This window comes from Acinetobacter sp. 228 (assembly GCF_048147885.1).
In genome coordinates this window covers 1-14,679 of sequence record NZ_JAYWYV010000029.1, presented here as the reverse complement: position 1 = coordinate 14,679, position 14,679 = coordinate 1, and the positions used below count along the sequence as shown (strand labels likewise).

At 41.4% G+C, this 14,679-nt stretch carries 13 protein-coding genes and 1 pseudogene; 2 read left to right on the top strand and 12 right to left on the bottom strand.

Features of this window, described 5'->3' with window-relative positions; all coding sequences use genetic code 11:
- From VXQ92_RS14880 to VXQ92_RS14860, 5 genes and pseudogenes are all read right to left on the bottom strand, one after another.
- Positions 1-371, bottom strand: a pseudogene (locus VXQ92_RS14880) (hypothetical protein); the annotation flags it as partial.
- 7 nt (positions 372-378) lie between these two features.
- Complete coding sequence (locus VXQ92_RS14875) at positions 379-2,043, bottom strand: OmpP1/FadL family transporter (RefSeq protein ID WP_416682332.1); 1,665 nt, start codon at positions 2,041-2,043, stop codon at positions 379-381.
- Between the two features lie 12 nt (positions 2,044-2,055).
- The gene (locus VXQ92_RS14870) at positions 2,056-3,258 is read right to left on the bottom strand and encodes a hypothetical protein (protein WP_416682330.1); all 1,203 of its coding nucleotides are present in this window, start codon (positions 3,256-3,258) and stop codon (positions 2,056-2,058) included.
- A gap of 37 nt (positions 3,259-3,295) precedes the next feature.
- The gene (locus tag VXQ92_RS14865; protein WP_064101824.1) at positions 3,296-4,129 is read right to left on the bottom strand and encodes a C39 family peptidase; all 834 of its coding nucleotides are present in this window, start codon (positions 4,127-4,129) and stop codon (positions 3,296-3,298) included.
- A gap of 188 nt (positions 4,130-4,317) precedes the next feature.
- Positions 4,318-5,262 carry a DUF6160 family protein gene (locus VXQ92_RS14860; protein WP_064097042.1) on the bottom strand — a complete coding sequence of 315 codons (945 nt, stop codon included), beginning with the start codon at positions 5,260-5,262 and terminating at the stop codon, positions 4,318-4,320.
- 257 nt (positions 5,263-5,519) lie between these two features.
- On the opposite strand from VXQ92_RS14860, the gene VXQ92_RS14855 reads away from it, so the two are divergent.
- Complete coding sequence (locus tag VXQ92_RS14855; RefSeq protein WP_416682328.1) at positions 5,520-6,851, top strand: anthranilate synthase component I family protein; 1,332 nt, start codon at positions 5,520-5,522, stop codon at positions 6,849-6,851.
- A 146-nt stretch (positions 6,852-6,997) separates the two neighbouring features.
- Here the strand turns inward: VXQ92_RS14855 and hisC are convergent, their stop codons facing one another.
- Positions 6,998-8,086: a histidinol-phosphate transaminase gene (gene hisC / locus VXQ92_RS14850; protein WP_416682327.1), complete on the bottom strand. Its 1,089-nt coding sequence runs from the start codon at positions 8,084-8,086 to the stop codon at positions 6,998-7,000.
- 142 nt (positions 8,087-8,228) lie between these two features.
- Positions 8,229-9,530: a histidinol dehydrogenase gene (gene hisD / locus VXQ92_RS14845; RefSeq protein ID WP_171254985.1), complete on the bottom strand. Its 1,302-nt coding sequence runs from the start codon at positions 9,528-9,530 to the stop codon at positions 8,229-8,231.
- A gap of 168 nt (positions 9,531-9,698) precedes the next feature.
- On the opposite strand from hisD, the gene VXQ92_RS14840 reads away from it, so the two are divergent.
- A complete protein-coding gene (locus VXQ92_RS14840) occupies positions 9,699-10,049 on the top strand; it encodes a hypothetical protein (protein WP_064097046.1) in 351 nt (116 codons plus the stop codon).
- 43 nt (positions 10,050-10,092) lie between these two features.
- Here VXQ92_RS14840 and hisG read toward each other — a convergent pair whose 3' ends face one another.
- The 5 genes from hisG to VXQ92_RS14815 form a co-directional block, all read right to left on the bottom strand.
- Positions 10,093-10,794 (bottom strand): ATP phosphoribosyltransferase, encoded by a 702-nt coding sequence (hisG, locus tag VXQ92_RS14835; protein ID WP_064097047.1) that lies wholly within the window; start codon positions 10,792-10,794, stop codon positions 10,093-10,095.
- Positions 10,794-12,050: a UDP-N-acetylglucosamine 1-carboxyvinyltransferase gene (gene murA / locus VXQ92_RS14830; protein ID WP_064097048.1), complete on the bottom strand. Its 1,257-nt coding sequence runs from the start codon at positions 12,048-12,050 to the stop codon at positions 10,794-10,796. The genes hisG and murA overlap by 1 nt, the downstream gene beginning before the upstream one ends.
- 7 nt (positions 12,051-12,057) lie before the next feature.
- Entirely contained in the window at positions 12,058-12,309 is a 252-nt protein-coding gene (gene ibaG, locus VXQ92_RS14825; protein WP_004646023.1) for a BolA family iron metabolism protein IbaG, read from the bottom strand.
- A 133-nt stretch (positions 12,310-12,442) separates the two neighbouring features.
- On the bottom strand, positions 12,443-12,775 hold the full coding sequence (gene hpf / locus VXQ92_RS14820) for a ribosome hibernation-promoting factor, HPF/YfiA family (RefSeq protein WP_064097049.1): 333 nt from the start codon (positions 12,773-12,775) through the stop codon (positions 12,443-12,445).
- A 184-nt stretch (positions 12,776-12,959) separates the two neighbouring features.
- Positions 12,960-14,411 carry an RNA polymerase factor sigma-54 gene (locus VXQ92_RS14815; protein WP_064097050.1) on the bottom strand — a complete coding sequence of 484 codons (1,452 nt, stop codon included), beginning with the start codon at positions 14,409-14,411 and terminating at the stop codon, positions 12,960-12,962.
- Positions 14,412-14,679: the final 268 nt, after the last annotated feature.

Here is a 14,679-nt window from a genome sequence, read left to right as displayed (position 1 = left end):
ACTGGTTGTACTGGTTGTACTGGTTGTACTGGTTGTACTGGTTGTACTGGTTGTACTGGTTGTACTGGTTGTACTGGTTGTACAACCATATTATGGTCCTGCCTAGACTTCACTTGTCTATTTTCAGTGACTGGTATTTTTTCCAAATTTTGCTGTACCGAGGAGGATTGGACTGCTACCACAGTTCCTGTTTTTTTAGAGGATGGATATTTTTCTTCAGTTTTTTTCTCTGCAGGGTTACCGGGTACAACTAATGGTCGCCCATCCGGACCAATAATCGTAATAAATTCTTTAGCACTTGTAGTGAAAGATAAGGGTACCAGATTTAATACCAGCACCGCTGCCCATCCAACTTTCCCTGTCTTGATCATGTCTTTGTTACCAACGCGTGCGATAGTTCAAACCTAAAATGGTAATTTTGGTATCTGTTTTGATGTTTAAACCTGCATATGGGTTTAATAGCAAATTATTTACCCCAGTCTGGTTAGCTAAACTACTGGTATTTGCTGGAATCTGATCCTTACCGCGTAAGAAACCAATCGATAGATCCAGATCAGTGTCTGCATCAAAACGATAACCTACCCCCAGGCCAAACAACTGTGCACCATTAATAGGTACCATAGTATTGCGCTTATCCTTTGGAATGGCACTGGTTCGTGGCTCATAACCTGCGCGAAGCTTTAGACGGTCGGTTGCCGAATACTCCATCCCTATACCGAAGTTCCATGGTGACTTAAATCCCATAGGTAAAGCCAGACTAGAATCGGTCACATTTCCAGACAAGATTTTGGCGATCTTTAAAGCGGAAAGCGTACGATCAAACTCGAATTTAAACTTATCCCAAACCTTATAATCCGTCCAGCCGACATCAAAATTCACCTGTAAATCAGGCATTACCTTATAGGTGATCCCTGCCTGGAAATGGGCTGGATATTCGAAATCCATCGACACCAAACCAGACTCACTGGAAGGAATATAATTTGGAAATCCCAGAATTGCAGCCAGAATCTGTCCGGTAGGCGAGGTCATTAAACCTTTAATCATCTCTTGCGGTGCTTTGGCATTATCAATATGGAATTTACCTTTTAGACGCATTTTTGCAGCGCTTTGATAAACCATACCAAAACTAAAGTCTTCGCGCGGTTCCCATAATATACCCAAGTTATAGCTGGGGCTTAAATTTTGCTCGAGCGACAACTGCATTTGGCCAAATTTGCCAAATGGATTCATGCCTTCGTCAGCATTACAAATTCCGAGTAAAAGAATGTCAGTAATGATGTCGGAATTTTCTTTAAACGGCGTACAGACAACCTCATCGATCATTCTTAGCATGCCGATCAGTTCATTTGGAAAACGCAAGTCTGTTTTCATCGCAATAGCCTGATACGACATCCCGACAGATGCACCAATCGACAGCTGGTCGTTAACCTCATAACCGACAGATGGAGACAGATAAGTAATCCGCTCCAAGGCAACCTGCTGACCCATGAAGTTTGCAGGACTTCCATCTTCCTGACCAAACCCGGCCATTAACGGTGCATAAATTGCGGTCGCATAGGTTGCTTTAGAACCAGGTGGATTGTAGGCAGCCCCCATGGTCGGCGCAACCAAAGGAAGGCCTTCGCCCAAATCGACCATTTTTTTAAGATAAGGCACAAAAAGACTGACGTATTCTACATCACCACTGACCTTGCCTTTAAAATCAGTACATATATCAGATGAAACTTCCGGTCCATCATGACAAACCATGGGGTCATCAGAATAGCCAAATACGTTATATCCAGCCGGCACTGAAAACTCACGCTGGATATCAAAATTAGCGACAATAATCTGCTGTTCTGTTTGCAGGCCCTGAATCTTAGTCAGGCCTGCCGGGTTAAAGTGAATGGCATTAACCCCTGGAGGATCTGCAGTTACAGCATTTCCCATAGATAATGCGCGCAGATCCACCGAAAGGTTGGCCCCTAGTTGCGCAAAAGTATAACTTGAACAGCCCGCAAGAATGATTCCTGTTAATAACGGGCTAAGTCGAATGGTTTTCATACGACACCCCTATTAACTGATTTTTTTACCAAAACCTAAAATATCAAGCGGGAATGACAATCCCAACGAAACATCCGGTGCATCTTCAGTCAGCCCCAGGCCGACAGTACCATTTACAATTGTTTCTGGAGAAACCCTGACCCCTAATGAAATCGCAAAAGTAGCACTGGTCTGATCCGCAGCAGAATAACTTTCACCCGTGTTATAGCTAAACTCAGCTCCCGTATTGAAGCTTTGCTGATAGGACATGGTCATTGAAACATCATAGTTAAATGAGTAGGCGAAACCGAATGCAAAACCCCCACTAATTCCGGGATCAAATTCTTCAATAATACGATAACCACGACGTTGGTTCAGACCAGATTCTTTAAAACCATAGTTCGCAGAAACCGATGCAAACAGTACGACCGGATCAATGTATTTACGCGTACTGGCCCCTAGCCCCGCAGAATAATATCCTTTACCGATACCGAGATCCGTGGCTGCATTAATTTCGTAGGGGCTTTCACCCGTTTTGGTAGATAAATTTGCAAATAAAATCAGAGGAAGACGGCCTGCTTTTAACGGAAAAGGCTCCCAACGCGCGCCCATGCTAATATCACCCAACCCGGCAGTAGAGGTATCTTTTAAGAGGTCGGTCTTGGCCACCAAAGGTAGGGATGCAGTTAATGTCAGATTATCTTTCACCCCATATTGGAAAGTGAAAGTATTGGTCAGAGTATGTGTTGCATTTTCTTGCACCCGCAGTTGATATAATTGTCCCTGAGCCATTTCTAGGTCAAGTTGGGTATCTCGATAGTAGGTATAATCAATATCGTAATAAGATGAAATATCACCTTTTTTAATCAGTGAATATTGACGTTCATTTGACGTAAATACTTCTTCGAGATTAGTTGCCTGAGTTGCATCGCCTTCTTGTTGCTGTAAAGCCTGAGATGCATCTGTGACCTGTTTAGGTTGAGCTTCTACAGGTACTGTAGTTTTAACAGTAGTATCTTCAACTACTTCATATCCCCCTAATTCTACATCTTCTGCAACCTGTGTTTCGACTTGCTCAGTTTGAGGCTGTACTGCTGTAGTTTCAACTACAACTTCCTCATCAACCGTTTCGTATTCACCTAGTGCTGGTTCTTCTGCAGCAAATGCAACGCCCATTACCATTTGAATGCTCAGTGCCAAGAACGTCTTGTTCATCCATTTACTGTTCATATCCATTTCACCATTTTAATTTTTATTACTGTTTTTCTTTACTTTATTTATTCTTATAATACAGTCTCAGGAAATTATATTGATACTCCCCAAACTTTTCTGATTCTGTATTACGATTACGGTCCATACGGATTGTAGAAGCTTTATCAGCAATTTTATCCATATAAAACTGTGGATATTGCATGTCGACCAAGGCATAGCGGTTAATTGTCGCATCCTCTACATGGCGCATATCTGATTCTTTTAATGCCAGAAAATTTTTGCGATATTGCTCAGGGACATTGATCAGGAACAAGGTGTTATTTTCCCAAATATCCTGAAAACGCCGCTCATCAAAACTGATATTGCCAAGTGCTGGATCTGCAACATAAACCCGGCCATTTTTATAGCCCTTATACACCACAAAATGCTTAAATCCCGCATAGGAAATCGGAACAATGGCCGGCTGATCTTGATTGACTAAATCCTTGAATTCTCCTCGATAGCCTCCGCTTTCCAATCCTAAGGCTGAAACAAAGCGCTTCATATCAAGTAGAGAAAAACTACGGCGTTCAACAATTTTATCCGTTTCACCAAATTTCATCAGCCCACTCATGACTTGCTGCTCATCCAGCTGCGTACCGACATAACCGTTGAGTAAGGTAGTAAGTGCTGCTGAACCACAACTATAGTCATAAGCCTGACGTACAATACCTTGGAATTGATCCAGCAGTGCCGGCTTTATTTCTACTGTTTCGCGGTGCATGCGCTTAAAAGAATCATTTCTTGAATCAAGGACTTCAGTATAGTGAACAGCGCCCGGTGGCTGTTTTTTGATATCTAGAGCTTCTTTGGCAGCGTAATACATCAATGCCGAGCCCAACGCGATCTCTAACATAATTATTAACTTTTCTTATGATTGGCATAATATGCCTATTTTTCTTTTTATAGAGTATTAACTCTACTTCCCTGTAACTAGAAAGATACCTTCTTTTTCAAAAAAATACAGCATTTTTTTTATTTTTTGGATAAATGATTCAGTCATAAAAAAAGCGCGTGTAAACACGCGCTTTTTTTAAATGAAGATTAGTGACCAGCAATAGTAATAATCGCACCTGGGGCGTATTGACCTAGCGCAGGGCTGAAATAAGTTTGTAAACCTTGGATTTCCATATCGCCGATTGATGCAGCAGTACGGCTACCTAAATGAATACCTTTCACATAATTATCATGTGCACCGCTCGTGCTAACAATACGGATATAGCCTTTAGATGCCGCTTCCTCACCAAATACGCTAATAGACTGATTTAACGCAAGATCTCTAGAGTTTGCATCTGTTAGTTTGATACTTTCAATGAAGATTTCACCTGCAGCACGAGTATCAGTTTTCGTTGAATTATCCAAGATGCCTAGGTCTTTAATTTCCAGACCACCGATCATATTTGCATTTAATTTAATCATTGCGCCTTGAGGTGCTGCACCCAATTGAATGTTTGCAGACATTGGACCTGTTTTAATTGACAAACCAGATAAAATTGCATTTGTCGTACCTTGACCACCACGACGAATAGACGTTGCATCTGCAGCTGGTTCATCACCAGATGCCACAACACCAATTTGACCAATATGAATATCTAAACCAGATACTGCTGCTGCAATATTAATGAATGGATTCCCACCACCAGCATCAGAGTCAATTTTCAAGTCAGCGAGGTTACGTGTAGGCAATAAATATGCACCATTATTGTCATAGTTAGCACCAACTACTACACCGTGAGCAGCTGTTGCACCTTTACCATTTGCTTCAATAACAATCGCACCTGCTGCACCTGTACCACCAGCTCCAGAATAACCATCATTATCATGAATATAGAGTTTTTCAATTTCAATTTTTGAAATACCGATACCAATCGAGATACCTTCCTGACCCGTTGTTTCGCTTAGAGATGCCTCATCCATTGCCTGCATCGCCATCGCATTGGCACTAAATGCAACTGAAGTCGCTAGAACTAATTTTGTGAATTTCTTCATTGTTTACTCTCCCAAGAGTACTATTTTTTTGATTGTGAATTACTCAGTGTTGAGGCTGTATTTTTTATTTTCTGACAGCTTAAACATCTTTCCTTGAGTAATTTGCTAGCCCACTTAAATTAACGTCGAGTCAGTTTTTGATCAACTGTCGTTGGTCGCAATCTGTCGCTTACCGATAAACGGTATTTCATGATTTAAAAATATTTTCCGTCTTCTTGATATAAAATAGTAAGTCATCCCGAACTCCCCATAACTGAATGACCGAAGCTCTCTATCATCGTCCCTTAAACTTTGAATCGCTGCTAGTTGCAGATCTATTATCTGCATTGAAGACATTGGATCATCTGGCGTATTTAAATAATAATGGTCAGCCTTTCATTGCCTGCTGTGCTCAGGAATATTTTATTGCCCAGACCTCAGAAACCCAGTGTTTTAAAAGAACAGAGATTGAACAATATCAAGCTGTTCCATCCGAATTCAATCTAGAAATTGATGGACCAAAAACGCCTCAAAAGCATGGATTTTCTGGAGGTTATATCGGCTTTATTGGCTATGATTATGCAGCTCAGCAATATATCCATTATCCAGACCGTCCCCAACCCGGTTTATTCATTGGTCAGTTCTCGTCCTACATTAAGCCAAGTTCTGAAGGCTGGATGTTCTATAGTCACGACTCGCAGGCCGAGCAAATTTTCAATCATATCCAAGGCTTGCTTGAACGAGATTTAAATTATCCAACATTTCAGTTAAAAAGCCCTTGTACTGCACGCTGGACAAAATCTGTTTACACTCAGGCTTTTCAGGAGATTCAGGATTATATTGTTGCAGGTGACTGTTATCAGATTAACTTGACTCAAGAATTTTCAGGTCGTGCCCAAGGCTCCCTCTTAGCGACTGCCCAAGCCTTCTGGTCACTTACCGAAGCACCCTATGCGGGTTATTTGCGCATTGGTGATTTTGAATTACTCAGCTGCTCACCCGAGTTATTTATTGATTTTGAAGCAGATCGAAAAATCATTACCAAGCCGATTAAAGGCACCATGCCACGCTATAGCGACCCTGTGCTAGACGAGCAATCTAGACAAACCTTAAAAGCATCGGAAAAAGATCAGGCAGAAAATGTCATGATTGTGGATTTATTACGTAATGATTTAAGTGTTTATGCGAAAACAGGTACTGTCAAAACACCCAAGCTGTTTAACATTGAAAGCTTCAATCAAGTGCATCATATGGTGAGTGAAGTTGAGGCAACTCTAAAGGAAAATGTGAATCCTTTTGAGGTTTTAATGTCTGCACTGCCAGGCGGTTCAATTACGGGTGCACCTAAAATTCGTGCCATGCAAATTATTGAAGAACTCGAAGGTGCACCGCGTGGGGCTTATTGTGGCTCAATGGGGTATTTTAATTTTGATGGTACAGGCTCCTGGAATATTCTGATTCGCTCTATTCAGAAGTATCAGGAGGAAGTGTCTTTATGGGCTGGTGGTGGCATTACCATTGCATCTGACAGTGATGCAGAATATCAGGAATGTTTTGATAAAGTTGAAGCCATGCTGAATTTACTCAATACCTGGTATGAGCCTGAATAAATGAAAAAAGCGATTCAATTGAATCGCTTTTTTATTTTGAATCCACCCTAACCCTTCTTCACCAAAGGAGGGAATCCTCTAATTCAGTAAAATCAGGAAAGTCCTTCTTTTCTAAAGATGAGAAGCACCGCTTCGCAAGGGAGAGATTAAACTAAAATCTCGTTTTTCAAGGTATCTACCAAACGCTGATTCTGTTCATCCGTACCAATGGTGATACGCAGGAACTGATTTATCCGTGGTTTATTAAAATAACGCACGATGATGCCATGTTCACGTAATTCAGCTGCAAGTTCGCCTGCCTCCTTAGATGGCAATGAGGCAAAAATAAAGTTGGCACTCGATGGTAAGACTTTAAAACCAAGTTCACTCAGTTGAGCAACTAGCATTTCGCGACTCGCAATTACTTTAGCATTTTGCGTTTCAAAGTATGCTTGATCCTCAAAAGAAGCCACCGCAGCAGCAATTGCAAAACGATCCATTGGATAGGAGTTGAAGCTGTTTTTTACCGCTTCAAGTGCAGCAATTAAATGTGGTTGCGCGATTGCAAAACCAACACGCAAACCTGCCAATGAACGTGATTTAGACGTAGTTTGGCAAACTACAAGGTTGTCATACTTTTTAACCAAACTTACTGCTGATTCGGCACCAAAGTCCACATAGGCTTCATCAATGACCACCACCGAGTTGGGATTGGCTTGAAGAATTTCTTCAATTGCAGACAAGCCCAATGCAATACTGGTTGGCGCATTTGGATTGGTAATGATAATTCCGCCATTAGCTTGCTTATAATCGTCCACCACAATTTCAAAGTCGTCATTGAGTGGCAAGACTTTGGTTTTGACACCAAAGAATTGACTATAAACCGGATAGAAACTGTAGGTAATATCTGGATATAAAAGCGGTAATTCTTGAATGAAAAAGGCTTTAAAAATATGCGCTAAAACCTCGTCCGAGCCATTTCCAACAAAGACATTTTCAACAGCAACTTTTTGCTGTTTAGCGATCGCCTGTTTTAGTTCAGATGCATCAGGATCAGGATATAAACGCAATGCATCTGCTGAATTTTCCAGTATTTTTTGCACCGCTTCCACGACTTTAGGGGAAGGCGGATAAGGGTTTTCATTGGTGTTCAGTTTTAACAGGTTCTGGATTTTTGGTTGCTCACCCGGCACATAGGGCTCGAGTTCACGAACCTCGGGACTCCAAAAACGCATTTGTTCTGCTGTGATCTTCATTTTTAAATTCTCTAAACTTCCTCTCTTTCCAGGAGAGGGTTAGGGAGAGGTCTCTTGATCACCCTTCTCCTAACTTCTCCCTGAGCCATATATGACGCAAAAGAGGAAATATTCATTTCTTTATTGATTTCTGCGGAATGACTTACTGATAACGATAACGTGCAGAACGTGCATGGGCATCCAGATTCTCTTGTTGCGCCAAAATATCTGCTGTTTTTGCTAAGGTTTTCACACCGTCTTGCGAGCACATGATCAAGCTCGAGCGTTTTTGGAAATCATACACGCCAAGTGGTGATGAGAAACGTGCAGTGCCCGAGGTTGGTAATACGTGGTTTGGACCGGCACAGTAGTCACCAATCGCTTCAGGTGTATAGCGACCCATGAAGATTGCACCAGCATGGCGAATATCTTCAGCCATTTCTTGCGCTTCATCTAAACAGAGCATGAGGTGTTCAGGAGCCACTTGGTTAATGAGTTCTACACCTTCTGCACGGTCTTTAACTAACACCAATGCACCGCGGTTCTCAATGGATGTACGTGCGATCTCAGCTTTTGGTAATGCTTCTAAATGCTTTTCGATCCATTCACCTACAGCATTTAAAAGTTCCTCATCAGGTGTAATGAATACCGCCTGTGCAACCGTGTCATGCTCAGCTTGTGACAGTAAATCCATCGCCAGCCATTCAGCATTATTTTCGCCTTCTGCATAGACTAAAATTTCAGAAGGACCAGCGATCATATCAATCCCGACTTGACCGAACACGGCTCGCTTCGCAGCAGCCACGAAACGGTTACCCGGACCTGTGATTTTATCGACTGATGGAATGGTTTCTGTACCATAAGCCAAGGCGGCCACGGCTTGTGCACCACCAATCGTAAATACGCGTGTCACACCGGCTAAATAGGCAGCGGCCAATACCAATGGATTGAGTTCACCATTGGGTGCAGGCACCACCATGATAATTTCAGGCACCCCCGCCACATGTGCTGGCACGGCATTCATTAACACAGAAGATGGATAAGACGCCAAACCACCGGGTACATAGATCCCCACACGATCCAGTGGGGTCACTTTTTGACCTAGTGTATTGCCTAAGGCATCCACATAAGTCCAGCCATCTTGCTTTTGTGCTTGGTGGAATTCCCGAATACGATTCGCTGCAAGTTCAAGCGCTTCCCGGACTTCCGTGCTTAGACCATCAAATGCTGCTTTCAATTGTTCCTGGGTCAGCTCAAGCTCTGAGAATTGATGCGCTGGATGTCGATCGAACTGTTGAGTGAGTTTAAGAACATGAGCATCACCATGCTGACGAACATCAGCGATGATTTGATCTACGGTTTTTAAAAGTTCGGGGTCACTCACAGTTTCAAAAGCCAACAAATCAGCAAAGACTTGTTTAAAGTTCTGATCTTGAGTCGATAAACGTCGCATCAATTTATCCACAATGAAAATAATGGGAGGCTTTAGTTTACCTTGTTTCCTGATTATTGTGGACAAGATTCAACTTGGAATGAAACAACTTTCATGAATAATTACTTTTGATTTTATTGCTAAACTCGTTCAATCTAGGCTCAAGATCAAAACATCATCCAAAAAAATAAGAGTATAAATATGGATGCTATACAGATTGCCCAGCAGTTTTCTCTCGGACACTTTAATCAACTGCATCCGTATATTTCGGATGACATTGTTTGGGAGATCATCGGTGAACGTGACTTAATAGGAAAAGAAACTGTACTCAATCACATCACTACAATTGAGAGATTTTTTCGAAACGCACCTCATCTATTTACGTTAAAAAACACCCATATTTGTCAAAATTTTATTATCATTCAAGGTCATGCAACTTTCCATTTACATGGTCTTGATCATATTATTGCTGCTTGTGATATTTATGAATTTAATCTCGACTCACAGATTATTAAAATTCAATCTTATTGTATTCCTATAAATCAGTTATAAAAAAAACCGCCCTATTAAGGACGGTTTTTGTGTTCAGCATAAATTATACTTTTTTCGCTTGCTCACGTGCTTCAACCGCTTGTTCCAGTTGAGCCAAAATCGGATTTAATAATGCCTGCTTACGCTTAAAGCTGGCTTTATTAACGATCAAACGTGAAGATACTTTACAAATTTCTTCAAGTGGCTCCAGACCATTGGCACGCAAGGTGTTACCGGTATCGACTACATCGACGATGTAATCACCCAGACCAACCAGTGGTGCAAGTTCCATTGAACCATACAGCTTGATCACATCCACTTGCTCACCCAGGCTGGCATAGTATTGACGGGTTAAGTTGACGTATTTGGTAGCAATTTTCAGACGGCCTTTCGGACGCTCCATGCCCACTTTCCCTGCCGTCATCAGTTTACAGACAGCAATTTTTAAGTCGAGTGGTTCATAGACATTTTGCGCGCCATGTTCCATGAGTACATCTTTACCCGCAACACCAATATCTGCCGCACCATTTTCCACATAGGTCGGTACATCAGAGGCACGTAAAATTAAAATACGGACCTGTTTATGCGTGGTGGGGAAAATTAACTTGCGCGATTTATCTGGATCTTCTAAAAGATTAATACCAGCTGTTTCAAGTAAAGGTAACGTTTCTTTCAAGATACGTCCTTTACTCAATGCCAAAGTTAAACCATGATCAAAATTGCCCATTACGTCAAAGTTTGGATCATCGTTTCTCATATCGCTCATTAACTTACTCGCTTAATTTGGGCACCTAAACCTTGTAACTTCGCTTCAATATTTTCATAACCGCGGTCAATATGATAAATACGGTCAATCAATGTTTCACCTTCAGCGGCAAGTGCTGCCAATACCAAAGAGAATGAAGCACGTAAATCTGTCGCCATCACGGGTGCTGCAGAAAGTTTATCCACACCTGTTACGACTGCATCATTACCTTCCACCTGAATATTTGCGCCCATTCGTGCCAATTCAGGTACATGCATAAATCGATTTTCAAAAATGGTTTCTGAAATTGTCGCAAACCCATGGCCAATAGCATTCACCGCCATAATCTGAGCTTGCATATCTGTTGGGAAATCTGGATGTGGCAAGGTACGGAAGCTCACTGCTTTCGGACGTTTACCCATCATATCCAGTTCAATCCAGTCATCGCCACGGGTGACTTCTGCACCCATTTCTTCAAACTTTTCCAGCACAGCTTCCATCAGAGTTGGATCTGTATGTGTGGTTTTGATCTTACCACCCGTGATTGCAGCTGCAGCTAAATAGGAACCGGTTTCAATCCGGTCTGCAACCACTGAGTATTCACAGCCGTGTAAGCTCTCAACCCCAGTCACCACCAAGGTGTCAGTGTCTAGACCTTCAATCTTGGCACCCATTTTAATGAGCATTTGTGCAAGATCGGTGATTTCAGGTTCACGTGCAGCATTGCGAATTGTGGTGATGCCATCTGCTAACACTGCAGCCATCAGAATATTTTCAGTACCGCCGACAGTCACCATATCAAAGACCACTTCACCACCTTTCAGGCGACCATCGACTTTGGCATGTACATAACCGGCTTCTACTTCAATCTCGGCACCCAAAGCTTCCAAGGCTTTTAAATGCTGATCCACTGGTCGGGAACCAATGGCACAACCACCTGGAAGTGACACTTTTGCACTACCATAGCGCGCTAGCAATGGACCGAGCACCAAAATCGAAGCACGCATGGTTTTTACGAGTTCATATGGTGCAAACTGGTTATCTAAAGTAGAGGTATCAGCAACAACTGTATCGCCTTCATAAGTCATGGTAATCCCAAGACCTGCAATGAGCTGCACCAGCGTATTGACATCTTTCAGATTAGGCACATTTCTAAGCGTAATAGGAGTATCAGCCAGAATCATTGCCGCCAATAATGGAAGTGCTGCATTCTTTGCACCAGAAATACGCACTTCACCTTCGAGCTTAATACCGCCCTGAATTAAAAATTTATCCATTAAATGATTAAGCTCCAAATAAGCTTGCTTTGCGCCATTCTTCTTTTGTCATTGCTCGAATTGTCACTGCGTGAACTGCACCACTGGCAATATGGGCATTGAGAGGAGCATAAACAGCTTGTTGGCGTGCAACTGGACGCTTACCTTCAAATTGATCATCTACAATACGGAGATCAAATTTTCCGCCCTGACCACTCACAGCAACATCCGCCTCGGGAAAAGCGGCTTTTAAAATTTCAGTGAGCTGTTCATTATTCATCACAAGACCTCTAATAGGACTAAGGGTGTAAAACGAGCCATTTTACTATAAATAGCAAAAATAATTCATGAATCCCTACATTATATCTATAAAAAAAAGAGGCTTTTAAAACCTCTTTTTTATCATTTGTCCTTTATAGGACTAAAGCATGCTGCTGTAAATGTATTTCCCGGTATCGATCAATTTGCCGTTTAAGTTTTTCTGCTAATATTTTAATCGATGTATACATATCATCTGCGGTGGCGTGAGCAAAAAATTCAATGCCCGGTAATCGGATAATAGCCTCTGCGATATGATTACTACTGCCCTTTCTGGAGGGTTTATCGATTTGATGATCTTTGGAGAGTTTCACTTGCATACTATTCACCTGGTCCAGATGTTTCGTCATTTGTGAAAATTTGGTTTTTATACTTTCTTCAATTGCTGGCGTAATAGATAAATGATGTCCACGAATTGTTATTTGCATAGTTCTATCCCTCACCTTCGTTAGGATTAGAAGAGTCACAATATAAAACAACTTAAATACAGTAACTTATAAAATATATATTCCCATTTCAAGTCCTGAATAAAATCATTTTTACTGTCACTCAAAAGAAAGAAGATTCATTATGCTGTCATAATGAATCTCTAGAATAGCCAGATTTCAAATTTCAGATCAAGACTTTTCGCTCAGAAGATGAAGGAATATGTAACGATTCACGATATTTAGCTACCGTACGTCGTGCCACATCAATACCCTCATCTTTCAGAATGGTGGCGATCGCATTATCCGACAAAGGTTTGCGGGCATTTTCTTCAGAAACCAGTTTTTTGATTTTGGCACGAATGGCAGTAGAAGAGGCCTCACCTCCTGAGGTGGTACCCACATGACTCGAGAAGAAATATTTCAGTTCAAATAAGCCTCGTGGGGTTAGCATATATTTATTAGTAGTCACACGTGAAACTGTCGATTCATGCAATTCGACTTCTTCGGCAATATCTCTTAACACGAGAGGTTTCATGCCTTCCGCGCCGATTTCCAAGAACATTTTTTGATGTTCTACAATACAGGTTGCAACTTTCAATAAGGTTTTATGGCGTTCATCAATACTTTTAATAAAGTTTTTTGCTTCCAGCATTTGATTACGTAAATACTGATTATCGTCACTTTGATCGGCACGACGAATCATCTTGGCATAGAACGAGTTGATACGTAACTTTGGCAGGATATCCGAGTTTAAATTGACCTGCCAACAGTTATCCTTTTTCATCACGACAACATCGGGTACCTGATAATCTGATTCCTTATTTTCGAATTCCAGTCCCGGGTGCGGTTTCAGTGTTTTTAGCAGATCTACTGCACAGCGCAACTGTTCTTGATTGAGTCCAGTTTGCTTTATCAGCTTAGGAAGTTCATTAGTAATCAATAATTCATAATGTTGCAGAAGTTTAATCGCATCATTTCGACAAGGCGTTGATGCGGGCAAATTATCAAGTTGAACCAGGAGACATTCTGCCAAGCTTCTAGAACCTACACCCACCGGATCTAAACGCTGGATATGTTTTAAAACGACTGCCACTTCATCATCTTCAATTTCTTCTTCAAAGTCCATAGAAGATAAAAGGTGTTGTACCGAAGCCGTAATTTCACTCAAATCTGCATCTAGAAAGCCTTTATCATCCAAGGAGTCAATAATGCAATAAGCAATCAATTTATCCACTTGGGAAAAATTCAATAGATTGATTTGCTCCAGCATATACTCCTGTAGAGTCTGGTGTCCTTGACGATTATCTTCCCGCTCTTCGAATTCGGCCGCCCCAAGGCTCGTAGGCTGATGCGTATAAACATCATCCCAATCTGTATCTACTGGTAAATCATCAGGCAGATGATTAGCATTAAGTTCATTGGTTAGATCATTATGTTCATTATCAGATTCAATAGTAGACAGGCTTTCAAGGGTAATTTGTTCTTCAACTTTTTCTAACAGAGGATTGCTATCAAGTTGCAACTGTACTTCCTGTTCCAGCTCCAGACTTGAAAGCTGCAATAACCGTATTGCTTGCTGTAATTGTGGAGTTAATGACAGCGAGTTCGCAATTTTTATGCCCACTGATAATCTCATTGTGACCCCCTTAATAAAAATCTCGTTTTATAAGCAATTTTTATGCCGTTTTATTTTTTATAACATAGTTTTGTTTAAAAACATATAAATTGAATTCTTAATTTATAGTCTGTAGGGGTCAAATCACCTATCAGAGGGTTCATTTTTAGAACATAAAAAAACACCCCCGGCCTTTAGACCGGGGGTGTTTCGAATAATGAGCTGGCGATGACTTACTCTCACATGGGTAATCCCACACTACCATCAGCGCTAAGAGGTTTCACTTCTG

Coding starts and splice junctions, on each gene's coding strand:
- VXQ92_RS14875 (WP_416682332.1), bottom strand. CDS start 2,043: ATGAAAACCATTCGACTTAGCCCGTTATTAACAGGAATCATTCTTGCG.
- VXQ92_RS14870 (WP_416682330.1), bottom strand. CDS start 3,258: ATGGATATGAACAGTAAATGGATGAACAAGACGTTCTTGGCACTGAGC.
- VXQ92_RS14865 (WP_064101824.1), bottom strand. CDS start 4,129: ATGTTAGAGATCGCGTTGGGCTCGGCATTGATGTATTACGCTGCCAAA.
- VXQ92_RS14860 (WP_064097042.1), bottom strand. CDS start 5,262: ATGAAGAAATTCACAAAATTAGTTCTAGCGACTTCAGTTGCATTTAGT.
- VXQ92_RS14855 (WP_416682328.1), top strand. CDS start 5,520: ATGACCGAAGCTCTCTATCATCGTCCCTTAAACTTTGAATCGCTGCTA.
- hisC (WP_416682327.1), bottom strand. CDS start 8,086: ATGAAGATCACAGCAGAACAAATGCGTTTTTGGAGTCCCGAGGTTCGT.
- VXQ92_RS14840 (WP_064097046.1), top strand. CDS start 9,699: ATGGATGCTATACAGATTGCCCAGCAGTTTTCTCTCGGACACTTTAAT.
- hisG (WP_064097047.1), bottom strand. CDS start 10,794: ATGAGCGATATGAGAAACGATGATCCAAACTTTGACGTAATGGGCAAT.
- murA (WP_064097048.1), bottom strand. CDS start 12,050: ATGGATAAATTTTTAATTCAGGGCGGTATTAAGCTCGAAGGTGAAGTG.
- ibaG (WP_004646023.1), bottom strand. CDS start 12,309: ATGAATAATGAACAGCTCACTGAAATTTTAAAAGCCGCTTTTCCCGAG.
- hpf (WP_064097049.1), bottom strand. CDS start 12,775: ATGCAAATAACAATTCGTGGACATCATTTATCTATTACGCCAGCAATT.
- VXQ92_RS14815 (WP_064097050.1), bottom strand. CDS start 14,411: ATGAGATTATCAGTGGGCATAAAAATTGCGAACTCGCTGTCATTAACT.